Raw genomic sequence first — 25,311 nt, 5'->3', positions numbered from 1 at the left:
GTCAAGATGAATTCCATCTTGACTATATTAATAATTCAATTCGAATTCCGAAAGTCTGTAACAATCCTCTCAATAACAGAAGGAAGATGACTAGGTAATTCATCAAGTGAAAAGAAGCGCAGTTCTTTCGATTCCGTTTGATCGCATACAAGCTCACCGTGGAATTCTCGGCAAATATAAACAACGAGTACACCATGTACTTGATCACCGTTTGGATAGATTTGAAAGAAATCAGCTCCTGAGTATGTACGGAAAAGTTCTGGATTTTTAATGATAAGTCCGGTTTCTTCATATACTTCTCGTTTTAAAGCGTCTTCTAACGTTTCGTTATATTCTAAGGCGCCTCCAATAATGCCCCAGCGATTAAAATCTGTACGGAGCTGCAGTAATATTTCATTTTTCTCATTTAATATAATGGCGTGTGAACCTATTAAAATAAGTGGATGATTTCCTACTAGATTTCTCATGTCTTCAATATAGCCCATATTTCTTCTCCTTATATTTAATAATAATTAGGCAGTTCTTTTAACATTTTTTCTGTTTTACGTGCTGTAAATGCTAAGTTATGATCATCTTTTGTTCTAAAAAATAATGTGCGTAAAAAGATTTTAATGTTTGCGCATAAAATACAATATTCATTAAGGGAAAGGCGTTTTCTAATTTGAGGAAGCCTTTTTATTTTTTTATAAATAATTGAAATTAACTCATCTTGCGGGAAATCATGATATAGCATTGATAGTAACGGCGTAACAATTCGTTCATCTTCATTATTATGAAAAAGATCCGATGGGATAAAAATTTTATTTAATAAACAATGAATTAATTCTTCGTACCACTCAAAGGTCGTATAGGAATTGTGAACAATTTCAGTAAAGGCATCAGATACGTGGGCAAGACAATGAGCCCATCCTTTATTTTCAATATAGCCTCGAAAGTCCATTTCTAAGTTTGTGTATGTAATGAGTTTGTTTTTTATTTCTTCGATATCCTCCTCTGTAAAAAAGTAGTGCGAGTTAGCGAATTGGAGTATTAACGCAATTAACGAAACAGTGTAAGAACGTGTGAAAACCCCATCTGTATGTGGGGAGTAAATGTCACAATATAAATACTCATCATTTAAACAAGCTTGTAGAAGTAATTTCAGTTGATCGTCCATAAGGAATTCATGATGAATAAAATGCACAAAACATTTATATATAAGTTGATAACGGACATAACTATCAGTCGTTCCAATATACTGAAGCATGTTCAAAGTTAACTCATTTACATCTATATGTTGCAGTTGTGTATAGTCATTTTGTTGTATAAGCTCTAACTGTTGTTGCAGCGCTGTAATATCCAATGGAGAACCTCCTCCGCACTTTAAAGATGCGATGTTTTCTAGTATTCTATATATTCAAGGACAATCCTGCTCATGCAAGGAGAACAAGTAGAAATTCGAGTATGACATAGATGAGGGAAGTATATGATGACTATAGAACAGTTAGAAAAACATTTTAAAATAAGAAGAAATGCTTCTTCTATCATGATAAAAGAAAATAATGCAGAGCCTTTTATAGAAGAGCAATTAAAGGGAATAATGCAGTATTGCGTTGCTGAGGCTGAAAAAGAGGGAATAGAAAATTTACATTTTGAGATTTCTTCAAAAAGCCCAAATTATGATGTGTATAAAAAATGCTTCGAAACGTATTCATTTGAATATATTACTGAAAACATGATTGTATGTAAGGATATATATGAAGTAGAAGATGTAGAAAGTGAAATTGATTTTAAACTTATTGAAGAGATAGGCGAAGACGTTTTTTATTCACTGTGGAATGAAGTGACGGGTGAACAAGTCACTTATGATCAATTTGCAAATATGATGTTGCAAGAAATTGGTGAGCAATGGAAAGAACATTGTTTAACAGCGAGTATCAATGAAGAGCCGATAGGAATTGTAATCCCGCATATTGAGAGAGGTACGTTAGAAGAAGGAAAACTCATGTATTTCGCAGTCGCTCCAAATATGCGAAATAAAGGGTATGAAACGGCATTCTTTACAGGAGCAATGTTTGTTTTAAAAGAAATAGGTGCATCTTATTATATTGGCGAGACAAATGTACAAAATGAGTGGATGAAGGATGTTTTTGAAAAGAACGGATGTCAGTTGTTAAGTTCTACCGAGCGATATGTGAGGAAGTTTTAGGAGGATGAATGGTGTATACTCTCGAACTCGTATAGCGGGAGGGGACTATATATGTTAAAACAATCCATGCATTCATTCGTTTTACTGTATCCAGATGTATTGTTAGAAGACTGGAAAGTTGAAAAGGTTTCAGAACGTTATGAAGGTGAAAAGTGGGAAACATTTTGGTTTCAAGTTGTTACGCCAACTAGTATATTTCGGGTGAAAGAGTTTTTCCTCGATATAATGGAGCCGGTATTTCCAGATAGTTGTATTTCTCAAGCAAAAGGAGCTTGTTTTCAATATAAAGGGCTTGTGTATTGGAAAGGTGTAAATTATAAGGCAAAAGAAAGTTACGTTACATCTAAATGGAAAACACAAATTGAAATTTCTATTGATCGTGGATATGTAAACCAAGATGAAATGGAAAGATTTCTATTTGGGTTACAACCTGTAAATATGGAGTTGGCGAAAACGATATTACATACACCATTTCATTTATTAAGCTTTCAAGCAAAAAGAGGTGAAATTGGTGAAATAGGAAGATGTCGAGAGTGGAATTTTCCACATGATGCATCATATTCGAAATTGTCAATTCATGAAAAGTTAAGTTGGAAGCTCGAATCGGTCGGATTAGGAAATGACGAAACGCAGTATGTATACTGGGATGAAAATAGTAAACTATATGCACTTTGGGTTTGTAGGCATAAAAACAAAGCGTACTATCCTGTTTCTTCATGGACAACGAATTATAGTGTTAAAAAGATGATAAACGGGTTAGAGTTTTATTCGCACCCAGATCGTGGAACAGTTGTATATGAAGATTTAGATGATGAGCAAATCGCATATGTATTTCGAGGGAATCCGTGTACAACTTATGAACAAATAAAAGAACTTTTTGCATGTTTGTAAGATAAAAAGAAAAATCGAAACGACAAAGTAAGCGTTCCTATAATACAATAGAGAAGGATTAGACTATACAAAGAAAGTGTTGGTGAGAGAATGGAGCAGCAAAGAAATTGGCTACAAGCAACTGTAGAACGAAATGAAGATAATACGTTACATATAAAGTGGGAAAATAATATAGAAGAAGTTCGCATTTATTGGAGTACTTCACCAGATCATATTGAAGAAAATGGAGAATTACTTGCAACGGTAAATGGAGAATCATCATGTACAATTCAAAACCCGAGTGAAACTGAACGTCCATATTTTAGGTTAGTAGGAAGTAATGGACAAGCAGTGACAGTAGCTGAGCGTAGATTACCATTACAAGGTGCGTTTAACTTCCGTGATATGGGAGGATATGAAACGACTGAAGGCGGTAAAGTAAAATGGGGTAAATTGTATCGTTCTGAAGAATTAGCAGGATTAACAGAATGGGATATCGAGTATTTACAGAAGTCTAGCTTAAAATTAATTTGTGATTATCGTACAGATTTTGAAGTGAAACATAAGCCGAATCCAGATATTACAGGCGCTCGCCAAGTGTGCTTACCAGTGATGCAAGACTTAGCGAAAGATTTAAATATAAATGAGTTTTTCCAAGTTGGTGATTTATCAGTATTAGGCAAACCAGGCGAATACCTTGTGAAAATGAATCAAGATTTTGTAAGTGGTAATGAGGCGTTTGTGAGCTTCTTAAGACTCGCTCAAAATCCAGAAAACTTACCGTTAGTAAACCACTGTACAGCTGGAAAAGACCGTACTGGATTTGGTTCTGCATTATTATTACTTCTATTAGGTGTATCAGAAGAAACAGTAATGAAAGACTACTTACTAAGTAACGGTTTCCGTGAGAAGTTAAATGAAAAAATGATGGCGTTTTTAGGTGCGAAATTACAAAACGATGAAAGTAGAGCAATATTAGGTGCGATGTTTGAAGCTCGTGCTGAATATTTACAAGCTGCGATTGATGAAATTAAAAAGCAATACGGATCAGTGGAAGCATACGCTGAAAAAGCTCTTGGCTTTACGAAAGAATCGTTAGAGGAAATGAAGGAATTATTGCTAGAAGATAAATAAGAAGAAGGGAGGCTGATTGGATTAGCCTCCTTTTATTATTGTTGCTATAATTAAGCTATGAGAAAATAGGAATTGAGGCGAACATCATGAAATACAAAGTAATACTATTCGACGTAGACGATACATTATTAGATTTCCCTGAAACAGAAAGAAACGCATTACATAACGCGTTTGTACAATTTGGCATGTCTACAGGGTATAATGATTATCTTGCAAGTTATAAAGAGATTAGTAATGGATTATGGAGAGATTTAGAAAATAAAATGATAACGCTAAGTGAATTAGCGGTAGATCGATTTAGACAATTATTTGCTCTTCATACTCTAGAAGTAGATGCGCAGCATTTTAGTGATGTATACCTTGAAAACTTAGGGGAAGAAGTACATCTTATAGAAGGTGCAGTGCAATTATGTGAGAATCTTCAAGATTGCAAGTTAGGTATCATTACGAATGGATATACAAAAGTGCAACAATCTAGAATTGGAAATTCGCCTTTATGTAACTTCTTTGATCATATTATTATTTCTGAAGAAGTCGGCCATCAAAAACCAGCGCGTGAGATTTTTGATTATGCGTTTGAAAAGCTTGGGATTACTGATAAATCAAGTGTACTAATGGTTGGAGACTCGCTAACTTCTGATATGAAAGGTGGAGAAGATTACGGTATTGATACGTGTTGGTATAATCCGAGTCTGAAAGAAAACAAGACAAGTGTTAAGCCGACCTATGAAGTGGAGAACCTGCTACAAATTTTAGAAATTGCGGAAGTGGCGGAAGAAAAGGTAGTCTCATTTTAATCTTGTTAAGATTTGTCGAATAGTTGATATATTGTAAGTTACGGTAGATGTATTTGAAAATCGTGCATATAATTTCATATACTAAGATATGAGACAAAAAAGATGGCACCAAGTCAAAATAATTTTACTGAAAGAAAACAAAAATAAAATTAGAACCATTTAAACAAGCTGGAATTGAAATTGAGGATTAATGTGGAGAAGGTTTTGGAAAACAGAAATAACACTAAATAATATATTTAGCTGTTTGTAATTGGTCATTACAAACAGCTAAAAAAAACGATTGCCTCTTAGGATCCAAGCAATCGTTTTTTTATTTTTTTGGGAGATGAAATTTGTATTTTTATACCCTATCTCCATCAAGTTTAAAAAATGTTTGTTCCCCAGTAATGAAAAAAATGAATTTAATTCTCATAAATAACTGTAAAGTGGTAAAAATTTCGTTTTGGGTGTAATTTAAAATCTTAAGTTAATGGGCATGGGGTGGAACCCTTTCCTTGTTTAGACCGGATATCCGCCTGTTGGCGGTGGCCAAGCACTAAATAATCTGCGAATCAGCACAATTTCTCCTAAATGGTAGGAGTTATGAGATGCAATATTCCGTAGAACACCGCCAGGGGTTTCACCAGGCCATTCCTCCAATGTTTTGTCCAATTGAACAGTTTGGGCGATCGTGCATGCCTGTTCAATCCCTTGAAGAAAATACTGAATAATCTGTTGCCACTCTTCCTCACTGCCAGGGCATTCTTCTTCAGGCCAGCTCTCTTTTACATGGGCAGGCAATGTAGGCTTCTTCCCCTGAGCGGATAATAAGAGAAAATCTTGCCAATAGGTCATGTGTTTCACTAATTGATAAATAGAATAAGGCAGTTCCTCTCTGCGTTTTCCCGCAAGCGCCACGTCTATATCCGACAAAGCATTCTTGATGGGAAGATGTCCTCGTTCTCCTCTTAACGATTTTACTAATGCCTGGCTAAACGCTTTATTTGATTGCTCCATAATAACTGACTCCCATCCTGTTTTATTTTCTAATTTGCTGATTTTATGATTCCGTCTTTTTTATATGTACTAAATAAATTATAGAAGCTTTACGACTATTAAGAGAAAGTAAAATAAGGCAAGAATCACTGACTTCTTAACGTACAGGAAATCGTAGGTTTTTATTTGATTAGTACCTTAATGTACAATTGTATTAACAGATAAATCAAAGGTTCGAATGACAACATTCAGGTCTGCGTTAATGTCAGCCACTTTTGATTTTAGCTTTTCCGATCCCTCCTGAATTTTATCCAATTGATTTTATTGTGAATGAACTATGAGTTGATTATAATAATTAGAGTGAACTCTAAGTCAAGAAAAAAATAATAAAAGGATAGTTATTCTATTGTGAGGGAGTTCGCGAAGCAAAAATAGCGCTACTATACTAAGGTCTTTCACGTGTTATAATGCGATAATTAAATATTCATATATACATAGTTTCTCAGAGTGATGCGATGTCATGTATGAGCTGTGTAACAACTAGAGGTGAGTGAAGGATGTTAACGTTTTTATTTGAGTTAGACAAGGCTATCCCGCAGAAGGATGAGCCACGGTATGCCGCTTATGCAAATGGCTTTATTGAAGGGGATTTAACAATTCGCGTGAGTGACAGCGTATTTTTTCAGAAGTCATGCATGAAGGTTGCAGAGCTTGGCATTTATTTAGGACAGTGGATGGAACAAGTGCAACATGGACAGAAAGAACAATTGAATTATGAAACGAGTGACCGTGAGGAAGTAATTCTCGGATTCGTATATGAAGAGGAAGATCAGTGGAGAGTTTTTTCCAGTTGGCAGCAATTTGAACTTCAAGAGCGTATATCAACTACAACATTAGTAGAGAGCGTTCAACGCTATTTATATGAGCTAAATAAGGAACTGCGCGCGATAGAATATCCTGTGACGTTTGATCAGTACTTAAGAGGAGAGCGAATGATGCAGCTTTCTTATAAACGACTGTGTGATAGTAAAGCGGATACGACTTCGATAGAGGTTTACAATGGAAGCGAAGGAGTAGGCGCAGTACGGGGCTATTATAAAAATACGTTGATGAAAGTGCTAGACTTCATTCCGAAAGTCGGTAGTAATATCATTTATGAAATAAAGGATAGTAAGAACAATATTCGCGTCATTGCAAAGGATGTAAGTAGGCAGCGTCAAAGAAGGATTTTAGTAACGTACATCGATAATAATGATGCAGAGCATGAAATACTTGTATGTGACGGAAAGTTATTAGATGCAAATTTCTTATTTACTTTTACATATAAGACAGAAGAATATGTTGTTCACAAAACTTCAATTGGGCTTGGAAAATTATTACGAAACGGCTATGTAATCGCAGATTGGAATATTCGTCTTGAGGAAGATATGTATTATATCGAGATGGATGTATATGATGAGGATTATATAGAGGATCAATACTTACTGTTAGGTGTATTTCATGCTGTTTTGTATGGGTGATAAATGAAAAGTACTGGTATTCTTCATGGGAAGGATACCGGTATTTTTTATGTGGTTCTGGTGTGAAGATTGCATTTTGTCGCTTTTCTTTTTTTTGGAATTTACAGTTATAACATCTCATATTTTGTTTATAAATTTAAATGGTTATTGAAATGTATAAATGTTATTTCTTTTTTTATAAATAAAAAATATAAAAAGGAAAAAATAATGCAACTTTTTAACACGCTTATTCGTGTTATATATGAAAGGAGGAGGGGGATGGAAATTGAAGAAATATATAAGGTTTATATAAACGATGTGTACCGGTATTTATTTTCCCTTTCTCGTAGCCATCACGTAGCGGAGGACTTGATGCAGGAGACTTTTTATCGGGCGTATCTTTATCTAGAAGACTATGAAAACCAAAAGGTAAAATCATGGCTTTTTAAAGTGGCATATCATACGTTTATTGATTTTGTAAGGAAAGAGAAAAAAGTAGCTTTTGTAGGAACGGAGGAATTAGAGACAATACAAGCAGAGGAATCTACAGAAGAGTATGTAGTCGCAAAAAATAGTTACGAAAAATTAATTCAGATTATTCATACTTTACCAGTGGTAGAGGCACAGGCTATTTTATTATGTGACGTACATCAATTAACGTACGAAGAGGGTGCTACTGTATTAGATTTAAAGGTAAATACTTATAAAAGTCACATATTTCGTGGGAGAAAGAGATTAAAAGAATTGTTAAAGGAGGAAAAGAGTCAAAATGACAAATGATAAACCTCATTCTGAACAAGATGATTATAAAGAATTGTTACAAGAAGCTCTTCATCAAAGACCAGATTCACTTCCTGATGGAAAACAGCAGCAAGTGTTGAAAATAGGTAAAAAAAGAGCTCGAATTACGAATGTGTTGATTGTATTTACATTTTTATTACTTATTCAACCTATTTTATATATATCTACACTTTTATATTATACATTGGCACCTACAAACGCGATGGAGATACGGAATGTAGTAAATCAAACATTAAGTGTAACAGCACCTAATGTATTTATGAAAGAAAGGGACATGGAGCAAACATTGTTACCGCTTAGTTTACAATTGCATTTTGATTTGTATAAAAGGGTAGGAAAGAAAGATATTCGAATAGGAGAAGAGAAAACAGATTATTTATTAAGTAAAGCAACGAAAGTAAGCCGTGAATATACAACAGATGAAAAAATTCCAGAAATCCCGTATATAGATAACGAAGTGTTGTCTCATCCTAATAATTATAATGCGTCCTATAATAGTGGCGAAGAAGCGCAGATATTAAAGGGTCTTCCGCAAGAATCTGTTGTAGAAGCATTTGTATCTTTTAGAGAATTATTAAGTGTACAAGAGGTAACAAATATGTTTCCTACTATTGATATCGTTTGGTATGCCGTTAATACAGGATTAGAGGAGAAGCAAATGAATGATGAGGGTATGTATGTAGCCCCGATTGGCTTCCCAGCAGATATGATTTCAAGGCCAAGTGGTGCTTTTGAAAGTGATTCACCTCATGAGGAACAATTTATTGATGTTTTAAAGTCATTACAGAAGCATGAAAATTTAGCAGTGAAGCTATCTAGAGCAAAAGTATTAGAGTTGTCAAAGCGTATATCTTTCCTTGAAAAAAATGGGGTAAAAACATACGGGATGGTTGTAACTGGGCCTAAAGTAGAAGTTGAAAAATTGATGAGCCACGAAAAAGTTAGAAAATTGAAAGTAGGTGAAGCGAGGTTATGGAATTGGCATTCTTAAAAAAAAGAAAGAATCGTATTTATAAACAGGAAACGTGGATGGGTATTATTTCATTAATTATTGCCTTTCTAGCGTTATTGTATTTGAACATTACATTGCTTATTCAAGAAACATTTATAGGCGAAGGTTTTCGAGAAATAGTTGGAGCTGGATTGATGTGTTCAGTCGTAGGCATGCTCACAAAAAGCAAAAGTCGAAAATATGCATTGTGGGCATGTAGTTTATTTGTTTTTATGTTACTGTTTGCTGTATTTGGATTTATGTTAGGTTGGATGATAAGCTTTACGCCATAAATATGTGGAAAAGAGCGAATGTAGATTCGCTCTTTTTTAATGTGTAAAAAGTAAACTAGATAAGAGAAGAACCTATCAAATTTGAAAGGAGAGCACTATGCATCTAGGCTGTGGTTTTGTAGATATGTTTCCCTCTCACGATTCAGTATTATATTAGACTTGGTGCTCTTTATTAATCCTCAAAAATAAAAACCTCATCAATCGTACTATGTAGTGCCCTCGCTATATCGTGAGCAAGCTGTAAGGAAGGATTATATTTTCCTTTTTCAAGATGGCTAATCGTTTCACGACGTACACCAACCTTTTTCGCTAAATCTTCCTGCGTCATATGTACTTTGGCACGATATTCTTTTATCTTCGTTACGAACGCCATGGTGCATCTTCCATTTCATCAACTGGTAAGAACATAGAGAATCCGAATGTAAGAATGAGTGTGCTGAAAATAAGAGCAATATCAATAGCAATCTCTTGTAGTGTAGGATTCGGAAATAACATTTCAATAAAGATAATGATAGCTGTTGTTAATATTGTAATAATGAATGCATTTCGGCACGGTTTATTGACGATTTGTTCAAAAAGCTCATCGTGATGAACTTTTCTATACGTCGTGAAAAAGGAGAAAAAACAAAACATAGTAAACAATCCTTTTTCATAAAAAAATCCGAGAAACCCAAAGAAACCGAGAAATCCTAAATATTTTATCCAAGTCGTTTTCATGATAGATTCTCCTTTCGATGTTAGAAATAAAGTGAAACTTTAATCAGTGGGGGGTGTTCATCCCCCACTGATTATTAGCCTTCACCAATCGGGCGTTTACGGGCAGCAGGGCTCCCACCTAATTTCTTTGCTCCAGCCGAATTTTGAGGTGGGGGTCTTACTGCTCACAAATAGCGGGATAAATCACTATATGTTATAAATATATCACATATGGAAATTCATAGTAATAATAGTTTTACGATTTATTTCATAATAATAGTAAAAAAGGTTAAATATTCTGTAAAATCAAAAGGGAAATATCGTAAAATGGATGTAAGGAGGGGGAGGAAGAAATGTTAACTGGGATAATGATTGTTATATTACTTGTAGTTATTACTGTAATTGGAACGGTGTTAATTGGGCGAAATGGTGATGCGAATTATAGTAAAGCGACAACAGGAAATATTAAACGACTTACGATGATTTATATAATACTAGCCGTTGTTTTAATCGTTGGATTAGGAATTTATATTTATTTTAAAGGTTGAAAAAACTGAAAAATATAAAAATCTAAAAATATAAGTATGCTATAATGTTAATATAGTTAATTGGTAATTAAGGAAAGGATTGGATGTAATGATCGAAATTTTGAATGTGTCAAAAAGTTATAATGGATCTAACTATGCAGTAAAAGATTTAAGTTTATCTGTACCGAGCGGAGAAATCTTTGGGTTTTTAGGACCGAATGGTGCGGGTAAATCAACGACAATTAAGATGATTACTGGTATTCATGGGGTGGACAAAGGAACCATTACAATCAACGGTAAAGATATTATGAAAAATCCGATGGAAGCGAAGAAAACATTTGGCTATGTTCCAGATAGCCCGGATATGTTTTTACGATTAAAAGGGATTGAATATTTAAACTTTATGGCTGATATGTATGAAGTACCGAAGGAAGTAAGACAAGAACGAATAGAGTCATTAGCGAAGAAGTTTGATCTGTACAATGCTTTATCTGATCAAATTCAAAGTTATTCACACGGTATGAGACAAAAGATTGTTATTATCGGTGTGCTCGTACATGAACCAGATGTGTGGATTTTAGATGAACCGTTAACAGGGCTTGATCCGAAATCTGCCTATATTTTAAAAGAAATGATGAGAGAACATGCAGATAAAGGGAAGATTGTATTTTTCTCGACACACGTATTAGAAGTAGCTGAAAAAATATGCGACCGCGTCGCGATTATTAATAAGGGAAATCTTCAGTTTAAAGGGAATTTAAATGAAATGAGAGACCATTTTGAATCCAATGAATCACTTGAAAAAATGTTCTTGGAGATGACGGGAAATGAGTAAAATTTGGACGTTAACGAAAGTATTATTGAAATTAAATTATGCAGATTTCATAACAGATAAAAAGAAAAGATGGGCGTATTTATTTTCATTTGCAGCCATTTTATTTGTAGGTTTTTTAATATTCGGTTCGATGACCCATGGAATATATGAAGGAATGATACACCTCGGACAGGATCCAGGAATTGTTATTGCGATGGGATTAGCAGTTGCTAGTATATGGGTATTTTTGATGAGTATTATGAACATTTTAACAGTGTTTTACTATAGTAATGATGTTGAAATGTTGCTACCGTTACCGTTAAAACCAGCGCAAATTATTTCGGCAAAGTTCTTTACAGTGTTAATTACACAATACGTAATGAGCTCGTTTATTTTATTGCCTATCTTTATTACTTACGGTTTAAAGAGTGGTGCTTTCATTACATATTACATTTATATGATTGTCATTTACTTATTCTTCCCGATCATTCCGCTAGTTTTAGCTTCGTTAATTATGACAATTATTATGAGGTATACGAATATAGCGAAAAATAAAGATCGAGGAAGTATATTTATTGGAATCGTAAGTATACTATTTATCGTCGGAATCAATGTATTTATGCAATGGAGAAATAAAAGTGCAGTATCTGGAGCTGGAGATTCGGTTGCGAATTATCTTGCAAATAATGAATCCTCACTTTTCATACAAATGACAAATTATTTTCCAACTACATATTTTGGAGCGATGGGATTAGTAGAAAATGCATCGTGGAAGGGAATATTATACGTACTAATATACATTCTTATTTCTATCGCATTTTTCGCGCTGTTTTACTACATTGCAGAGCGTACATATTTGAAAGGAGTTATTGGACTTTCAACGAGTACAGCAAAGAAAGAGGTAATTTCAGCAGAAGGCTTACAGAAATCAACGGTACAAAGTTCACATTTAAAAGCGTATGTGAAAAAAGAATTTAAAACGTTATTCCGCACGCCACAATTTTTCTTAAATTGTATTGTGCAAACTTTCGTTATGCCAATTATGCTGTTCTTTGTTTTATTTGTACAAGATGGAAATTTAAAATGGATTACAGGGTATATTGATAATCCAGAATCAGCAGGTTTCGCAATTGGTGTTGGCCTTTGTGCGTCGTTATTTTTAATGGGAAATAACGTAATTGCAACAACGTCATTCTCACGAGATGGAAGCTCTTGGTTTGTGAATCGTTACTTACCAGTAAAGGCTTCAGATATCTTTTTTGCGAAAGCAATAACTGCTTGGTTAATTAATGTGGTCATTTTAGCAGTATTCGGTATTACGATGGCAGTTGTAGCAGGTATTTCGCCAGTCTTCATGATACTTTGGTTCTTACTAAGTGCGAACGGATTATTGTTAATCAATTTAATCGGAACACGCTGGGATGCACAAACTGCAGATATACATTGGGATACAGAGCAGAAATTATTTAAAAGTCGATATACAACTTTGTGGAATTTTTTAGCTAATATTTTAATAGCTTTAGTTATTGTAGCAGGTGTAAGTGTATTATACTTCTTCCTTCAAGTAGGACTTTGGATTATGTTTATCGTTTTATTTGTAATGTTTACGATTGTAAATTATATCTTTATTAAAATTTTAAAATTAGGCGCTGAGCGTATATTGTCAAATATTCAATAAGAAGGTAGATCCTCTGTATTCGTGCAGAGGATCTACGTATAGATGGAGGAGAAAAGGTGAGGGAAATAGCAATTGTAACAGGGGCAACTCGTCTGAATGGAATTGGTGCAGCTGTATGCAAGGTGCTTGCTCAAAAGGGGATAGACGTCTTTTTCACGTACTGGCCTCGGTATGATAAAGCAATGCCGTGGGGAATGGATGATCAAGAACCCTTTTTGTTGAAAAAGGAAATTGAAAGTTACGGCGTTCGATGTGAAATGGCAGAAATCAACTTATCGCAGTCTTATTCGCCTAATCGTTTATTGTACATGGTATCAGAACATTTAGGTGAGCCATCTATTCTTATTAATAATGCGGCGTATTCTACTCATACGAAAATTGAAGAGTTAGATGTAGAACAGCTAGATAAACATTATACGGTTAATGTTCGTACTCCTATGCTATTAAGTTCATTATTTATGAAACATTTTTCACTCAAAACAAGTGGTAGTATTATCAATCTTACTTCTGGGCAGTCACTAGCGCCAATGCCAGATGAACTAGCATACGTAGCAACGAAAGGAGCAATAGAAGCATTTACAAAGTCAGTTGCACCAGTAGCTATGGAGAAGGGGATTACAGTCAATGCTGTTGATCCAGGACCGACGAATACAGGATGGATTACAGAGGAATTACAGCATCATTTAGCATGGGAATTCCCGCAAGGTAGAGTTGGAGAATCGGTGGATGTGGCACGTTTAATTGCTTTTTTAGTAAGTGAAGAGGCGAAGTGGGTTACTGGGCAAGTCATTCATTCGAACGGTGGTTATTCATAAAAATATTATGTTAACAAGTGTTGAGAAATAAAAAAATTAGTAATTATTTTGTTTTTTTTATAAATAAAATGTCAAGAAAGATAAAAAATTGATAGGAGAGYATGTTGTCATTTGTAGATTGTAAATCTTCATGTGACAACATACTCTTTTTCTTTTGCTACAGAGGAGGAAAATGTAGTAGAAAAAACTCGAATATTAAAATAAATTTATCGTTTTTTGTACGTATTATTATGAAGATTACTGTCGGAAAGATGGTGATTCGTATGAAAAGGGATTTTTTAAGGGGAAATAGAATCGTAAAGAGGAGGATAAAGTGAAACTTTAATTAGTGAGGGGGTGTTTATCCCCCACTGATTATTAGCCTTCACCAATCGGGCGTTTACGGGCAGTTGATCTCGCACCTAACTTCCTTGCACCATCCGACTTCTGAGGTGGGAGTCTTACTGCCCGTTAATGCGGGATAAATTATATAAACATAGGGGGATTTATATGAAAATGAAAAAGGTCGCTATCGCATCAGTAGCAATTGGTACAATGCTTACAATGGCAGCTTGTAGTACATCCACAGATAAAGATGCAGCAAAGAAGGATCAGGCAACTGCACAAAATGAAGAGCAATCGAAAACGACAAGTGCAGATGAAGCGTCAAAAACAACGAAAGATACTGAAAAAGACACAAATACTTCTTCGAATGAAAAAACAGATAAGGATGCAAAAAATACAAAGGAATCAACAGGAACAGAAAGTAACGGCAAAACAACTAAAGAAAAAGAAACGACAGGAAAAACGAATGATCAAACTACTAGCGGGAAAACAACAGATCAATCAACTAGCGGAAAAACGACAGACCAAACGACAAGTGGAAAGACAACGAAAGATCCGAAGAAAAGCGTAGCTGTGAAAACAAATGTAAAAGAAGTCGTTACATTAATTGAAAGCTTAGACAAGCAATTAGCTGCAAATCCTAAATTAGAAACAGTTAATAAACTTGGAAAACAAATTAATGAGAAGTGGGATGTCATTGAAACAGAGTTAGAAGCATCACATCCGACTGAATATAAAACAATTGGCCAAAGTATGTATCCGTTAATTGTAGGAGCGGAGAAAGAAAAGATAGATGTTAATAAGATGAAGTCATTAACGACGAAAACGAAAAAGGATTTAAATCAATTATTGACGAAGCTTTCATAGTTTCAAAAGCCTACTCGTGTGAGTAGGCCTTTTTAGTTTGTTGAGGTAGTATAAGGGGCTCGCTACATCTAGTCTGACTTAATTTATTGTTCATTTTTAATTACGATGCGAAATGAACCGAATGCTTGTTGACTCATAAAATTATTTTTGCTGACTTTATAAGGAAATGGAAAAGCAACTAACTGGAAATTACTTTCTTGTTCCACTATAGGTAATGTGAATTTAAAAATTTGTCTCGTTTCAGGAGCGACCGTAGTATAAGCAACTTTTTTGTTATTTAATAGTTCAACTTGCTCCCAATCTTTAAAGGCCACGATGGCATAACTCATTTCTTCTGTCGTTTCATTTCCGCTAGATATAGTTAGCTCTTTACCTTTATTCTCAGAAAGCACCGCTTGTAGTTTTTCCTCATTTCTAGTAACAAATAATGGTTCATAAAGATCATCTTTTAAAACAGTTTTCGGCTGTACAGGAGTAAGTTGTATTTTCTCATTATCTTTATGATGAGTATTAATCGAATATCGCATACTTAGAACTTCTTCTAATATAGCGGCTTTATTTAGGTCATTATCTTTTAATTTATATTCAGGTTTTTTAATTATTAAAAAGGTTAATTCTCTAGCAGTAGGAGAAATTTGTAAATGAATTTTAGTAGTGATCGAACTGTTTGGCTTTATATCGAAAGAATAGTGGGATACCACATTTGGAGTGTCATCTATTTTAAAAGGCTTTTGCTCGTAATCTTCTAAAACAATTAACCCATATTTTCGGTCTTCATTAATATTATGTACAAATGATAACGATACGTTAATCTTATTATCCTCACTAGTAATTTCACTTCCATTGTCGATATGTTGACCTTGATCATCCTTTAATCCATAAGAAACGGTATTAGTTTGCGACTCTCTCTGTTTTTCTTTTTTCATATTTTCTTTAGAAGGTGCATGAGATAAATTCGGGCTTTGTATAATTGAAGTATTGAACAAAATATAAATTATAAGTATCGAAACTAGTAAAATCCCGATAATTATATATATCTTTTTCATAAATAACACCTCTTACATTCGAGAGTTTAAACCCAATTAAAACAATATATGAAAAATTCGAAAATATCAATGATTTGTCTTGAAATTAACTTTTATTTTACATTTGATTCATCTTATTGAATAGAAAGAAATTTAGGAATTATCCACTTTAATTCAATATTCATAGTATGAAACATGAAGACAAAAATATATGCAGAGGTGAGGTGAATAAAGAATGTTTTTCAATTATTTTTACAATGAAACGCAAATGCGCCCTTTAGGAGGGCAGGGTCCTGCGCAAAGCACTATTCAAGCTGTTCATCATGCTATACAAGCACAGCAACAAGCATTACAAGCGCAACAAATGCAACAAAGTTATTATCCACCACAATCGTATTATTCATTACAGTCTTATTATCCACCACAGGTGTATTACCCATCACAATCATATTACCCGATGTAGATTACACAAGAATGGAATTTGTTTTCGATCGTTACCGTATGAAACTGTATATGTTTTATAGCGAACAATGACAAAACAAAAATAGCTCTTTGATGGGGATAGGCTGCAAAAACATAAATTTCATATTTAAAAAAAGAAAAAAGATTGCCTGTATCCTAAGAGGCAATCTTTTTTGAGTTGTTTGTAGTGGCTAATTACAGGTTTTAAATACTATTTAGTGTTATTTCTACTTTCCAAAACCTGCTCCATATTATTAGTCGCCCATTCCATCATTAAGAGGATAATTGGACGTAGTGACTCACCGAGTTCGGTTAGCGAATATTCTACTTTAGGAGGCACTTCACGATATACCTCCCGATGTACGATGCCATCTGCTTCAAGTTCTCTAAGTTGAAGTGTTAACATTCTCTGGGTGATATTAGGTTTCAACCTTTTTAATTCATTAAATCGTTTTTTACCATCTAACAAATGATAAAGAATAACCCCTTTCCATTTCCCACCAATAACCTCGACGATAGCTTCTACGGGACAAGAATATTTATTTAAAAATGGATAATTTATATCATCTTCTTTTGAACTAATCATAAAAAGACTCTCCCTTAACAATAGTATCTTTTTTGATACTATAGCACATAAATGTGCGTACTTGTAACGTTGATACTTAAAAAATATAATTTAGTTGAGTAATAAATTAATGAAAAGAGGATTTTTTATGACTAACACAAAACAAAAAATTATAGAAGCTTTTAACTTTAGACATGCATGTAAAGAATTTGATCCTATGAAGAAAATTTCAGAAGATGATTTTAAATTTATTTTAGAAACAGGGAGATTATCTCCTTCTTCTTTTGGATATGAGCCTTGGAAATTTATTGTGGTACAAAATAAAGAATTAAGAGAAAAACTATTACCATATTCATGGGGAGCAGGTGGGCAACTTTCAACAGCAAGTCATTTTGTCATTGTTCTTTCAAGAAACATCAAAGATATGCACTATGATGCAGAGTATATTCAGCACATGATGAAAGATATTATTGGATTGCCTGAAGAAGCCCAACAAATGAGATATGAATTCTTCAAAAAATTCCAAGAATCGGATTTTAAATTGTTAGACTCCGAACGTGCTGTATTTGATTGGTCATCAAAGCAATCTTATATTGCTTTAGCTAATATGATGACTAGTGCAGCTCAAATCGGTATTGATTCTTGTCCAATGGAAGGATTCGATAAAGAAAAAGTAGATTCTTTACTTCGTCAAGAAGGAATTTTAAAAGATGATAATCTTGAGGTGTCAGTTATGGTTGCATTCGGATACCGTAAAGGAGAACCAAAATTTAATAAAACAAGACAAACTATGGATACTATTGTTGAATGGATTTAATAAGATAAATTTGTATCCATATAACGAAAAAAACGCTACCCTTTCTATAGAAAGGATAGCGTTTTTTTATGTCTGTTTTTAAATTTAGCGAGAATGCTTTGTGAATAGTTGAATTGCTTTTTCAGGGACATAGAATTTCCCGTTGCTTTCTACAACGATGCCTCCTAATTCATAATCTTTCTCACCAATATAGATAATGTTTTTATTAACAAACAATTTGGCCGCCGTATTATTGCGTTTTACTACAAGCACCGGGTTTCGTACATCTTTTTTGTCAATCGTTACAGTTGCACCAATTTGTTTAAAGGATGTTTCAGCATCTAAGAATAATTTCTTAGATAATTCTCCTAATTGAAAGCCCATTGCTTTGGCCATTATTTTCGCAATGTCTGTATTTTGGACTAAACCGTATGGCTTTTGAGGACCGTAAGAGTATAAGAATACATCTTCACCCGTATGACCACCAGTTGTAAAACCGATGTTCGCACGGTTGGCCAATAATTTAGTAAGGATTGGACCTACATCAGCTTTCTTATGTGCAGCGTTTAACTTTTCTCTTTCATCCTCAGTTAGGTCGTCTAAACCGTAAAGAGCAGCGACCTCTTTTATATTAGATAAATCATCTTTTAGTTTATTTGTAGCACCCTCAAGTGTCATTTTCGCCTTTTTCAGTGGAGCAATGTAAGCTGATACTGGTGTGGTATCATATCCTTTTGTAGTATTGCTGTTGCCAATGGAAATACCGCTATTACCATGATCCGCTAAAGCAATGACCATAGTGTCACCGTCTTTTTTCGCAAATTCTAATGCTTCTGTAACCGCATCATCAAACGCCAATATATCGCTAATCATCCCGATTGGGTCATTTGCATGTGCTGCCCAATCTGCCTTACTGCCTTCTACGAATAAGAAGAAACCATCTTTATCTTTTGATAATGTTTGAATGGCTTTTCTCGTCATCTGGGAAAGAGTTGGCTGATTAGGATTGGTTATTCTACGATCCATATCGAACGCAAGGGCAGTATTAGAGAAAGAACCCCAGATTTTATTTGATTTGGAGTTTAATAACGCATCTTTTGTTTCGACAAAGTCGTACCCTTTGTCTTGAATCACTTTTACTAAATCTTCGTTGTCTTTACGAATTCCGTTGCTTGTCGTAGGAAGAAGTGCTGCTTTTCCACCACCTAATACAATTTCTATCTTTTGATAAACTTGCTGTTCACCAAGTACTTCGAAATTTTTACGGTTAGCATGGTGGGCAGAGAAACTAGCTGGAGTAGCATGTTGAATTTCTGATGTAGCAATGATTCCTGTCGCGCGGCCGGAACGTTTTGCGCCTTCTAAGACGTTGGCAACTGGACGAAACTTGCATTCTTCTTTAATGGGTTCTAAGCCAGGTGAATTTACAACAGAAGGTAATACACCCACGTAACCTGAATTTGATTTGTTTCCTGTCGCTAAAGCTGTGGCTGCTGGTGCAGAGTCCGTAATAGCTGATTCTGCCGAATACGTACGAACACCTCCGGATACAATTTGATCTAGTGCAAGAGGTGAGCCTTTATACCAACGGGCCAATGTTGTAGCAGAAGAACTTGTCCCATCTATAACCATGAAAATTACATTTTTAGGTTGCTTTCCTACTTTTTTCACCTCAGCTTTTACCTCATTATTGTTCATTATGCTTCCTGTTGCTAATGTAAATAATGCTACCGTTCCCGCTAATGTTAGTCCCATTATTTTTTTTCGAAGAGTAGTCATTGTGGTTCCTCCATAGGTCGTTTTCGATATCCCAATCTAACGTTCGTATGTAAACAAGATTTATTATTAGTAGTACCCCATTGCAACGAAACTAACAATAACGATTGAGTCAAAATGTTGGGCACAAAAAATTAAATTCAAGCTATTTCTTCGCAAAATATTCTCTTCATATAAAACCTCTTTGCACCCTTAGTTACACGGTCTTTCCTATAAAAAGAATCTTCTCTTTATTTTATGGGAAACATTTAAAAAAGGATGGTGGGGACATGACAATTGATCGAGTTTGTACAATTGGGCCAGCTAGTAATAATGAAGAAATGTTAGCGCAGTTAATAAACAATGGTATGAAAATTGTTCGGTTAAATTTATCACATGGCACGCATGAAAGTCATAAAATAATCATGCGTTTAGTAAAATCGTTAGACGATTCTATTAAAATTCTAGGGGATGTACAAGGTCCTAAAATAAGATTGGGTGAAATGAAAGAGGAACAAATTACACTTGAAGCAGGAGAGTTATTTACTTTACATACCAATCCAGTTCAAGGGAATAAAGAAGAAGCAAGTGTTGATTATGTGGGGATTGCGAATGACGTAAAAGTTGGAAGTAGAATTCTTATTAATGATGGAGAAGTTGAATTAATTGTTGAAAAGATAAGTGCGGACAAAATAGAAACGAGGATAAAAACAGGTGGCAATATTTCCTCTCATAAAGGGGTGAACTTACCAGGTACAATTGTTAGTTTACCAGCTATTACGGAGAAAGATAAAAAAGATATTCAATTTCTTCTAGAAGAGGAAGTTGATTTTATTGCGTGTTCTTTCGTTCGAAAACCTAGTCATATAAAGGAAATACGAAGTTTTATACATGAACATAAAGAAACATCTCCTAATTTAATTGCAAAAATAGAAACGATGGAAGCAATCGAGAATTTTCAAGACATATGCAAAGAAGCGGATGGCATTATGATCGCAAGGGGAGATTTAGGTGTGGAAGTACCGTATCAATTTATTCCGCTTTTGCAAAAAATGATGATTCGTGAATGTAATCGAACGAATACATATGTCATTACAGCGACACAAATGCTTCAATCTATGGTAGATCATTCTATTCCTACAAGAGCTGAGGTGACGGATGTATTTCAAGCTGTACTGGACGGGACGAATGCTGTTATGCTTTCTGCTGAAAGTGCGTCAGGGGAGCATCCAATCGAAAGTGTGAAAACGTTACGTCTCGTTTCGGAATTCGCTGAGCATGTAAAAAAAGACGGTCCTTTTGCGATGAAAGATGTATTGGAATTGCTGCATAAGTCTCTTTAGTTTATATAGAAGGATGTATCTCTCATCCTAAAAACGTACGGAAAGGAATCAGGATAGGAGGTGCTATTTTAGTATTTACTTACAGATTGAAAGGTGGCATTCCATCTGCCTATATGAAAGAATCATTATGGGACATGGAGGTCTTTCGGAAATCTAAAGAAGGATTTTAAATTAATTAATCCAATTATCTCATTTAAAATATGTTCATTCCTATTCATAAATGATATCCTTATAGTTGAATACTTTTGCTGAATCAGCAAGAATTTGTTGTTCTTTCTGTATGAATTCAACTTTTTTATGGAAAGATATGTTAGTAAGTGTGCAATTTGAACGTTTTATTTTTTAGAGTATGATAGGAGGAGAATGAATATGGAAGCAATTGAAGTAGGCGAAATTTTTAGTCTTACCGATGAGAATAATGAAGAACAGGAAGTTGAAGTGCTTGGAGCGATGGATGTCGAAGGTGCAGAATACATTGCGGTTGCCTTTGTAGAAGACATTCAAACAGAAACTGAGGAAGACATTGATATCTTCTTTTTAAAAATAGAAGAAGATAATGAATTCTCATACATAGAGAATGACGAGGAATTTGAAAAAGTATCTGCGGCGTTCGAGAAGATTATGGACGAGCAAGAACAAGAATAATAATAAAAAGAGTTAGACAAAAAGAGGGAGATGCATATTTGCCCTCTTTTTTTTATATGGTTGAAAAATATTTCTATAATTTCTGTTTTAATCATAAAATTCTTTTGTGTTCACGGAAGCCGCATCTAATAGAAGGAAAATCGATGCTATAATATATATAGCGATTTGTATATAGGGAAAGAAAGCAACTAGAATAGTGAGGATTCCTATATAATTAGCATAGGTTTTCATGCCTTCCTTTTTAGCTAATAAAATTGTAATGATATGTAAAGTAATTACTATAAGTAGTGGTATCCCGTATAAGTCAACTAGTCCTTGAAATAAATAACAAGGAATTAATAAAAGGTGGGAGATACCTGTAGTCCACTTCAATGCTTTTACGACTGCCCTCAAAGTTAATTCCTCCGAAATAATATGTACGTATGAATATGTTACCAAATATAGTGGGTGAATGGATCTGTTTTTTGTGATTCACATTTATAGAATTCTATAATAATATTATGTAAACTGAATAGTTCTTTATTTGTGCACTAGAAAAACCACCCAAATGAGGGTGGCACTTATTATATATAGTTATTAAATGTGTTATTTTCCAAAGAAGAGAGGGGAATCTTCACTTCAGTACCTTCCTTCATATTACGCAATACAACTGTTTCTGTAGATAGTTCCTCTTCACCAATTATTAACACATACGGGATATTTTCTTTATTAGCATAATTAAGGGCACGTTTCAATTTACGTCCGGCTAGTTCAAGTTCGATTTTTAAGGAAGTAGTAGAACGTAATTGCTGGGCAATTTGTAAGCATTGTAATTCTGTCCCGAGTGGGATGATAAATAAATCCGCTGTAGATGATATGGTTTCTTTCTGTGATAGTGCTGTATAAATAACGTCTAATCCGAATGAAATCCCTACAGTCGGATAGTTCATATTATCACCACGGAATGCTCCAATAATATTATCGTATCGACCACCGCTACCGATGCTAGATGTAATGCTAGCGTCTTTTAGAAAGATTTCATAGACGGTACCTGTATACATCGTGAGTCCTCTTGCTAAAAACGGATTGAATATCGTATTTTCATTTATTCCGAGGGCGCTTAAATATTGCTGTAGTTGTTGTAGTTCCTCTACTCCATCGGCGACAAGTGTATTATTGAAAGTGTCTTTAAAGTCGGCAATAGTGAGCTTTAGGCAAGATAAAACAGTATTACATATTGTATCGGCCATTTCTACAGTAATCCCGCGCTCCAATACATCTTTTCGTACACCATCAATCCCAATCTTTTCGATTTTATCCAATGATAAAATTACGTCACTCGTTAATTCGGTAGGGATGTTAATAGACTGGAGAATACCGTTTAATAATTTTCGGTTATTATATTGAATTGTTACTTCTAAGTTTAACGTTCGGAATAGTTCAAATGCCATGCTCATGAGCTCAGCTTCCGCCATGACTGATTCTACACCGACTATATCAACGTCACATTGAATGAACTCACGGAATCTTCCTTGTTTAATTGGCCCATCTCGAAATACTTTCCCAATTTCATAACGTTTAAAAGGAAGGCGGATGTTCGGATTCATTGCCACGACTTTTGCGAATGGGATTGTTAAATCGTAACGTAAGGCAAGATCGCGTTTTCCTTGATCCTTAAGTGTATATATTTCTTTTAAAATTTCATCGCCACCACCGTATTTGTAAGACATAAGCTCATACATATTTAATGTTGGTGTCTCTAACGGTTTACAGCCATAACGTTCAAACGTATCTTCACAAGCTCTTTTAATTTTATTTCGTAGTACTTGTTCCTCTGGTAAATAGTCTTTCGTTCCTTTTACATTTTTCATTTCCATTGTAATCACTCCTTTTTAAATTAAAAAAAGCTATGCAGGTATAAAAATACCCACATAGCTTTATGAACGCTTCGTGGGTCAACAGGAAAAGCCCTGTACCCACGAAGAAAAATTTTTCTTCGGATACACGGCGTTACGTATGATGATGAAGTTGGAAAGAAGTATTAAAATTTCGCATGACAAATCTCTCCTTAACATAAGTTTTTCCAAATTATATCAGATGATTTTTGAATTATCAATATTTTTAGTTTTGAAATATACGTGAAGTTATGTAGGAGGAATGGAAAAGGGTGTATAATATAATAAAACTTAATAATATGAAATAACCTTTTAAGGAGGCCGATATGAAAAAAGATAAAACTAATGCGATGCGAATATTAGATAAAGAAAAAATTGAATATTCGATGATGTCATATGATCCGGAAGATGGGAAAATTGATGGCGTATCAGTTGCCGAGAAAATTGGACGAGAAGTGAGAGAAGTATATAAAACGTTAGTCGCTCAAGGGAATAGTAAAAATTATCACGTTTTTATCATTCCAGTAGATGAGGAACTAAATTTAAAAGCAGCTGCAAAAGCAGTAAGTGAAAAGAAAATTGAAATGATTCCAGTAAAAGATATTACGAAAGTGTCAGGGTATATTCGCGGCGGTTGTTCACCAGTCGGGATGAAGAAGTTATTTTCAACATGCATTGATGAGAGTGCGCAATCGCTTGAAACGATCATAGTAAGCGGTGGGAAAATTGGTACACAAATCGAGCTGAAAGTGGATGACTTAGCGAAAGTGACGAGAGCGCAGTTTGGTGAGATAACAAAATAATGATACATAGGAAAAGAAGTTCTAGTTTTATTAAGTTTAGATAATAATTTATAGGATAGTTAGTCCATTATGGGGCTGATTATCCTTTTTTATTTACAAACTGAATAAAGATTGAATGTTCATTTTGATATAGGAATGTAATCTAAAACATTTGTTTGGCCTTAGGAGAAGTACAATGCCTCGTTGCAAGGACTTTAAATAAACAAGCAGAGTTACCTTTAAAGATAGACAAAGGACGGGAGAGTGTTTTAATGAGGGTTCAAGAAATATCCATAAGAAAGCACATATTGGGAGATTCCAGTATTTTGGAAAACCCCCACGCTAAGAGCATGCAAGATTTTATACAGTTTTTTGGCTAATCTAGTAACAAACAAGAGTCCTAAAACCGTGCCAAGATAGGAATGTATAAAAAAATGTATAGATTCATAGAACTAAAAAAGAGGGTTCCCTTGTGAGAGCAGGGTTCTTCTTTTTCCTTGCTATCGATAATGTTACGTTATGTCAGCCTCACATGTATAGAGTATACAGTCAAAAAGGTACAATACATCGCTTCTTCTAAATGGTACAATTAGGAAAAGGGGGAAAGAATATGTACGATTACAAATTCGTGAAAGTCGAAATTGATGGATGGAAAGGGCAACCTAAAGAAGATTATAAACGTATTATTACCGAACATGCTGAAGATGGTTGGGAATTTGTTCAAGTCCTTACTCTAACAATGGCAGGATACACGAGTTCTTTGGAGATTATCTTCAAACGAACCAAATAACTCCC

29 protein-coding genes are annotated in these 25,311 nt (G+C 34.5%); 19 read left to right on the top strand and 10 right to left on the bottom strand.

Going from position 1 to position 25,311, the window contains the following annotated elements:
• Positions 1 to 35 precede the first annotated feature (35 nt).
• Complete coding sequence (locus AC1DKZ_RS24810) at positions 36 to 485, bottom strand: NUDIX hydrolase (protein ID WP_377865031.1); 450 nt, start codon at positions 483 to 485, stop codon at positions 36 to 38.
• Positions 486 to 502: 17 nt separating this feature from the next.
• Positions 503 to 1,342 (bottom strand): DUF2785 domain-containing protein, encoded by an 840-nt coding sequence (locus AC1DKZ_RS24805; protein ID WP_476997254.1) that lies wholly within the window; start codon positions 1,340 to 1,342, stop codon positions 503 to 505.
• Between the two features lie 123 nt (positions 1,343 to 1,465).
• On the opposite strand from AC1DKZ_RS24805, the gene AC1DKZ_RS24800 reads away from it, so the two are divergent.
• From AC1DKZ_RS24800 to AC1DKZ_RS24785, 4 genes are all read left to right on the top strand, one after another.
• Positions 1,466 to 2,188, top strand: coding sequence for a GNAT family N-acetyltransferase (locus AC1DKZ_RS24800; protein ID WP_431182711.1), 723 nt, complete (start codon positions 1,466 to 1,468; stop codon positions 2,186 to 2,188).
• Between the two features lie 51 nt (positions 2,189 to 2,239).
• Positions 2,240 to 3,079 (top strand): hypothetical protein, encoded by an 840-nt coding sequence (locus AC1DKZ_RS24795; protein WP_431182710.1) that lies wholly within the window; start codon positions 2,240 to 2,242, stop codon positions 3,077 to 3,079.
• 90 nt (positions 3,080 to 3,169) lie between these two features.
• A complete protein-coding gene (locus AC1DKZ_RS24790) occupies positions 3,170 to 4,192 on the top strand; it encodes a tyrosine-protein phosphatase (protein ID WP_431182709.1) in 1,023 nt (340 codons plus the stop codon).
• 86 nt (positions 4,193 to 4,278) lie between these two features.
• On the top strand, positions 4,279 to 4,989 hold the full coding sequence (locus AC1DKZ_RS24785; RefSeq protein ID WP_476997253.1) for a YjjG family noncanonical pyrimidine nucleotidase: 711 nt from the start codon (positions 4,279 to 4,281) through the stop codon (positions 4,987 to 4,989).
• Positions 4,990 to 5,487: 498 nt separating this feature from the next.
• On the opposite strand, the gene AC1DKZ_RS24780 is transcribed toward AC1DKZ_RS24785, so the two are convergent.
• Positions 5,488 to 5,985, bottom strand: a complete 498-nt coding sequence (locus tag AC1DKZ_RS24780; RefSeq protein WP_002128293.1) for a DinB family protein — start codon at positions 5,983 to 5,985, stop codon at positions 5,488 to 5,490.
• 536 nt (positions 5,986 to 6,521) lie between these two features.
• Between AC1DKZ_RS24780 and AC1DKZ_RS24775 the strand changes: the two genes are divergently transcribed.
• From AC1DKZ_RS24775 to AC1DKZ_RS24760, 4 genes are all read left to right on the top strand, one after another.
• Entirely contained in the window at positions 6,522 to 7,484 is a 963-nt protein-coding gene (locus AC1DKZ_RS24775) for a tubby C-terminal domain-like protein (protein WP_476997252.1), read from the top strand.
• Between the two features lie 258 nt (positions 7,485 to 7,742).
• Positions 7,743 to 8,243: a sigma-70 family RNA polymerase sigma factor gene (locus AC1DKZ_RS24770; protein WP_476997251.1), complete on the top strand. Its 501-nt coding sequence runs from the start codon at positions 7,743 to 7,745 to the stop codon at positions 8,241 to 8,243.
• The gene (locus AC1DKZ_RS24765) at positions 8,233 to 9,255 is read left to right on the top strand and encodes an anti-sigma factor (RefSeq protein WP_476997250.1); all 1,023 of its coding nucleotides are present in this window, start codon (positions 8,233 to 8,235) and stop codon (positions 9,253 to 9,255) included. The genes AC1DKZ_RS24770 and AC1DKZ_RS24765 overlap by 11 nt, the downstream gene beginning before the upstream one ends.
• Positions 9,237 to 9,548 carry a hypothetical protein gene (locus tag AC1DKZ_RS24760; protein ID WP_002084409.1) on the top strand — a complete coding sequence of 104 codons (312 nt, stop codon included), beginning with the start codon at positions 9,237 to 9,239 and terminating at the stop codon, positions 9,546 to 9,548. Before AC1DKZ_RS24765 ends, AC1DKZ_RS24760 begins: the two co-directional genes overlap by 19 nt.
• A gap of 172 nt (positions 9,549 to 9,720) precedes the next feature.
• Here the strand turns inward: AC1DKZ_RS24760 and AC1DKZ_RS24755 are convergent, their stop codons facing one another.
• Positions 9,721 to 9,921 carry a helix-turn-helix transcriptional regulator gene (locus AC1DKZ_RS24755; RefSeq protein WP_002084410.1) on the bottom strand — a complete coding sequence of 67 codons (201 nt, stop codon included), beginning with the start codon at positions 9,919 to 9,921 and terminating at the stop codon, positions 9,721 to 9,723.
• Positions 9,909 to 10,265 carry a DUF2178 domain-containing protein gene (locus AC1DKZ_RS24750; protein WP_476997249.1) on the bottom strand — a complete coding sequence of 119 codons (357 nt, stop codon included), beginning with the start codon at positions 10,263 to 10,265 and terminating at the stop codon, positions 9,909 to 9,911. The genes AC1DKZ_RS24755 and AC1DKZ_RS24750 overlap by 13 nt, the downstream gene beginning before the upstream one ends.
• 332 nt (positions 10,266 to 10,597) lie before the next feature.
• Between AC1DKZ_RS24750 and AC1DKZ_RS24745 the strand changes: the two genes are divergently transcribed.
• From AC1DKZ_RS24745 to AC1DKZ_RS24725, 5 genes are all read left to right on the top strand, one after another.
• Positions 10,598 to 10,792 (top strand): hypothetical protein, encoded by a 195-nt coding sequence (locus tag AC1DKZ_RS24745; RefSeq protein WP_002066080.1) that lies wholly within the window; start codon positions 10,598 to 10,600, stop codon positions 10,790 to 10,792.
• 88 nt (positions 10,793 to 10,880) lie between these two features.
• Positions 10,881 to 11,606 (top strand): ABC transporter ATP-binding protein, encoded by a 726-nt coding sequence (locus AC1DKZ_RS24740; protein ID WP_002066081.1) that lies wholly within the window; start codon positions 10,881 to 10,883, stop codon positions 11,604 to 11,606.
• Positions 11,599 to 13,263, top strand: a complete 1,665-nt coding sequence (locus tag AC1DKZ_RS24735) for a putative ABC transporter permease subunit (protein ID WP_476997248.1) — start codon at positions 11,599 to 11,601, stop codon at positions 13,261 to 13,263. Before AC1DKZ_RS24740 ends, AC1DKZ_RS24735 begins: the two co-directional genes overlap by 8 nt.
• A 56-nt stretch (positions 13,264 to 13,319) precedes the next feature.
• Entirely contained in the window at positions 13,320 to 14,078 is a 759-nt protein-coding gene (locus AC1DKZ_RS24730; RefSeq protein WP_476997247.1) for an SDR family oxidoreductase, read from the top strand.
• A 489-nt stretch (positions 14,079 to 14,567) separates the two neighbouring features.
• Positions 14,568 to 15,269, top strand: coding sequence for a hypothetical protein (locus AC1DKZ_RS24725; RefSeq protein WP_476997246.1), 702 nt, complete (start codon positions 14,568 to 14,570; stop codon positions 15,267 to 15,269).
• An 83-nt stretch (positions 15,270 to 15,352) separates the two neighbouring features.
• Here AC1DKZ_RS24725 and AC1DKZ_RS24720 read toward each other — a convergent pair whose 3' ends face one another.
• A complete protein-coding gene (locus AC1DKZ_RS24720) occupies positions 15,353 to 16,315 on the bottom strand; it encodes a hypothetical protein (RefSeq protein ID WP_476997245.1) in 963 nt (320 codons plus the stop codon).
• A gap of 214 nt (positions 16,316 to 16,529) precedes the next feature.
• On the opposite strand from AC1DKZ_RS24720, the gene AC1DKZ_RS24715 reads away from it, so the two are divergent.
• Positions 16,530 to 16,757 carry a DUF3947 family protein gene (locus AC1DKZ_RS24715; RefSeq protein ID WP_002084417.1) on the top strand — a complete coding sequence of 76 codons (228 nt, stop codon included), beginning with the start codon at positions 16,530 to 16,532 and terminating at the stop codon, positions 16,755 to 16,757.
• A 210-nt stretch (positions 16,758 to 16,967) separates the two neighbouring features.
• On the opposite strand, the gene AC1DKZ_RS24710 is transcribed toward AC1DKZ_RS24715, so the two are convergent.
• Positions 16,968 to 17,342, bottom strand: coding sequence for a winged helix-turn-helix transcriptional regulator (locus AC1DKZ_RS24710; protein ID WP_000625800.1), 375 nt, complete (start codon positions 17,340 to 17,342; stop codon positions 16,968 to 16,970).
• Between the two features lie 109 nt (positions 17,343 to 17,451).
• Between AC1DKZ_RS24710 and AC1DKZ_RS24705 the strand changes: the two genes are divergently transcribed.
• Positions 17,452 to 18,138 carry an NAD(P)H-dependent oxidoreductase gene (locus AC1DKZ_RS24705; protein WP_372585446.1) on the top strand — a complete coding sequence of 229 codons (687 nt, stop codon included), beginning with the start codon at positions 17,452 to 17,454 and terminating at the stop codon, positions 18,136 to 18,138.
• An 84-nt stretch (positions 18,139 to 18,222) separates the two neighbouring features.
• Here the strand turns inward: AC1DKZ_RS24705 and AC1DKZ_RS24700 are convergent, their stop codons facing one another.
• Positions 18,223 to 19,896, bottom strand: a complete 1,674-nt coding sequence (locus tag AC1DKZ_RS24700; RefSeq protein WP_476997244.1) for an alkaline phosphatase — start codon at positions 19,894 to 19,896, stop codon at positions 18,223 to 18,225.
• 266 nt (positions 19,897 to 20,162) lie between these two features.
• Between AC1DKZ_RS24700 and AC1DKZ_RS24695 the strand changes: the two genes are divergently transcribed.
• Positions 20,163 to 21,215, top strand: coding sequence for a pyruvate kinase (locus AC1DKZ_RS24695; protein WP_476997243.1), 1,053 nt, complete (start codon positions 20,163 to 20,165; stop codon positions 21,213 to 21,215).
• Between the two features lie 363 nt (positions 21,216 to 21,578).
• Positions 21,579 to 21,860, top strand: a complete 282-nt coding sequence (locus AC1DKZ_RS24690) for a DUF1292 domain-containing protein (RefSeq protein ID WP_003190466.1) — start codon at positions 21,579 to 21,581, stop codon at positions 21,858 to 21,860.
• An 87-nt stretch (positions 21,861 to 21,947) separates the two neighbouring features.
• Here AC1DKZ_RS24690 and AC1DKZ_RS24685 read toward each other — a convergent pair whose 3' ends face one another.
• Positions 21,948 to 22,253, bottom strand: coding sequence for a hypothetical protein (locus tag AC1DKZ_RS24685; RefSeq protein WP_476997242.1), 306 nt, complete (start codon positions 22,251 to 22,253; stop codon positions 21,948 to 21,950).
• A gap of 170 nt (positions 22,254 to 22,423) precedes the next feature.
• A complete protein-coding gene (locus AC1DKZ_RS24680) occupies positions 22,424 to 23,716 on the bottom strand; it encodes a histidine--tRNA ligase (RefSeq protein WP_431182697.1) in 1,293 nt (430 codons plus the stop codon).
• A 344-nt stretch (positions 23,717 to 24,060) separates the two neighbouring features.
• On the opposite strand from AC1DKZ_RS24680, the gene ybaK reads away from it, so the two are divergent.
• Positions 24,061 to 24,537, top strand: a complete 477-nt coding sequence (ybaK, locus tag AC1DKZ_RS24675; RefSeq protein ID WP_431182696.1) for a Cys-tRNA(Pro) deacylase — start codon at positions 24,061 to 24,063, stop codon at positions 24,535 to 24,537.
• 589 nt (positions 24,538 to 25,126) lie between these two features.
• Complete coding sequence (locus AC1DKZ_RS24670; protein ID WP_002171665.1) at positions 25,127 to 25,306, top strand: DUF4177 domain-containing protein; 180 nt, start codon at positions 25,127 to 25,129, stop codon at positions 25,304 to 25,306.
• Positions 25,307 to 25,311: the final 5 nt, after the last annotated feature.

The organism is Bacillus sp. 05T21 (assembly GCF_056396785.1).
Note: the sequence above shows the minus strand (reverse complement) of the source record. Positions and strands in the feature narration are given on the sequence as shown.

Excerpts from the sequence above, each read along its gene's own strand:
- AC1DKZ_RS24760 (WP_002084409.1), top strand. The coding sequence starts at position 9,237 with ATGGAATTGGCATTCTTAAAAAAAAGAAAGAATCGTATTTATAAACAG.
- AC1DKZ_RS24810 (WP_377865031.1), bottom strand. The coding sequence starts at position 485 with ATGGGCTATATTGAAGACATGAGAAATCTAGTAGGAAATCATCCACTT.
- AC1DKZ_RS24690 (WP_003190466.1), top strand. The coding sequence starts at position 21,579 with ATGAATATGGAAGCAATTGAAGTAGGCGAAATTTTTAGTCTTACCGAT.
- AC1DKZ_RS24725 (WP_476997246.1), top strand. The coding sequence starts at position 14,568 with ATGAAAATGAAAAAGGTCGCTATCGCATCAGTAGCAATTGGTACAATG.
- AC1DKZ_RS24705 (WP_372585446.1), top strand. The coding sequence starts at position 17,452 with ATGAAAAGAGGATTTTTTATGACTAACACAAAACAAAAAATTATAGAA.
- AC1DKZ_RS24720 (WP_476997245.1), bottom strand. The coding sequence starts at position 16,315 with ATGAAAAAGATATATATAATTATCGGGATTTTACTAGTTTCGATACTT.
- AC1DKZ_RS24735 (WP_476997248.1), top strand. The coding sequence starts at position 11,599 with ATGAGTAAAATTTGGACGTTAACGAAAGTATTATTGAAATTAAATTAT.
- AC1DKZ_RS24765 (WP_476997250.1), top strand. The coding sequence starts at position 8,233 with ATGACAAATGATAAACCTCATTCTGAACAAGATGATTATAAAGAATTG.
- AC1DKZ_RS24755 (WP_002084410.1), bottom strand. The coding sequence starts at position 9,921 with ATGGCGTTCGTAACGAAGATAAAAGAATATCGTGCCAAAGTACATATG.
- AC1DKZ_RS24680 (WP_431182697.1), bottom strand. The coding sequence starts at position 23,716 with ATGGAAATGAAAAATGTAAAAGGAACGAAAGACTATTTACCAGAGGAA.
- AC1DKZ_RS24775 (WP_476997252.1), top strand. The coding sequence starts at position 6,522 with ATGTTAACGTTTTTATTTGAGTTAGACAAGGCTATCCCGCAGAAGGAT.
- AC1DKZ_RS24670 (WP_002171665.1), top strand. The coding sequence starts at position 25,127 with ATGTACGATTACAAATTCGTGAAAGTCGAAATTGATGGATGGAAAGGG.
- AC1DKZ_RS24780 (WP_002128293.1), bottom strand. The coding sequence starts at position 5,985 with ATGGAGCAATCAAATAAAGCGTTTAGCCAGGCATTAGTAAAATCGTTA.
- AC1DKZ_RS24770 (WP_476997251.1), top strand. The coding sequence starts at position 7,743 with ATGGAAATTGAAGAAATATATAAGGTTTATATAAACGATGTGTACCGG.
- AC1DKZ_RS24700 (WP_476997244.1), bottom strand. The coding sequence starts at position 19,896 with ATGACTACTCTTCGAAAAAAAATAATGGGACTAACATTAGCGGGAACG.
- AC1DKZ_RS24715 (WP_002084417.1), top strand. The coding sequence starts at position 16,530 with ATGTTTTTCAATTATTTTTACAATGAAACGCAAATGCGCCCTTTAGGA.
- AC1DKZ_RS24795 (WP_431182710.1), top strand. The coding sequence starts at position 2,240 with ATGTTAAAACAATCCATGCATTCATTCGTTTTACTGTATCCAGATGTA.
- AC1DKZ_RS24710 (WP_000625800.1), bottom strand. The coding sequence starts at position 17,342 with ATGATTAGTTCAAAAGAAGATGATATAAATTATCCATTTTTAAATAAA.
- ybaK (WP_431182696.1), top strand. The coding sequence starts at position 24,061 with ATGAAAAAAGATAAAACTAATGCGATGCGAATATTAGATAAAGAAAAA.
- AC1DKZ_RS24740 (WP_002066081.1), top strand. The coding sequence starts at position 10,881 with ATGATCGAAATTTTGAATGTGTCAAAAAGTTATAATGGATCTAACTAT.
- AC1DKZ_RS24785 (WP_476997253.1), top strand. The coding sequence starts at position 4,279 with ATGAAATACAAAGTAATACTATTCGACGTAGACGATACATTATTAGAT.
- AC1DKZ_RS24750 (WP_476997249.1), bottom strand. The coding sequence starts at position 10,265 with ATGAAAACGACTTGGATAAAATATTTAGGATTTCTCGGTTTCTTTGGG.
- AC1DKZ_RS24790 (WP_431182709.1), top strand. The coding sequence starts at position 3,170 with ATGGAGCAGCAAAGAAATTGGCTACAAGCAACTGTAGAACGAAATGAA.
- AC1DKZ_RS24695 (WP_476997243.1), top strand. The coding sequence starts at position 20,163 with ATGACAATTGATCGAGTTTGTACAATTGGGCCAGCTAGTAATAATGAA.
- AC1DKZ_RS24800 (WP_431182711.1), top strand. The coding sequence starts at position 1,466 with ATGATGACTATAGAACAGTTAGAAAAACATTTTAAAATAAGAAGAAAT.
- AC1DKZ_RS24745 (WP_002066080.1), top strand. The coding sequence starts at position 10,598 with ATGTTAACTGGGATAATGATTGTTATATTACTTGTAGTTATTACTGTA.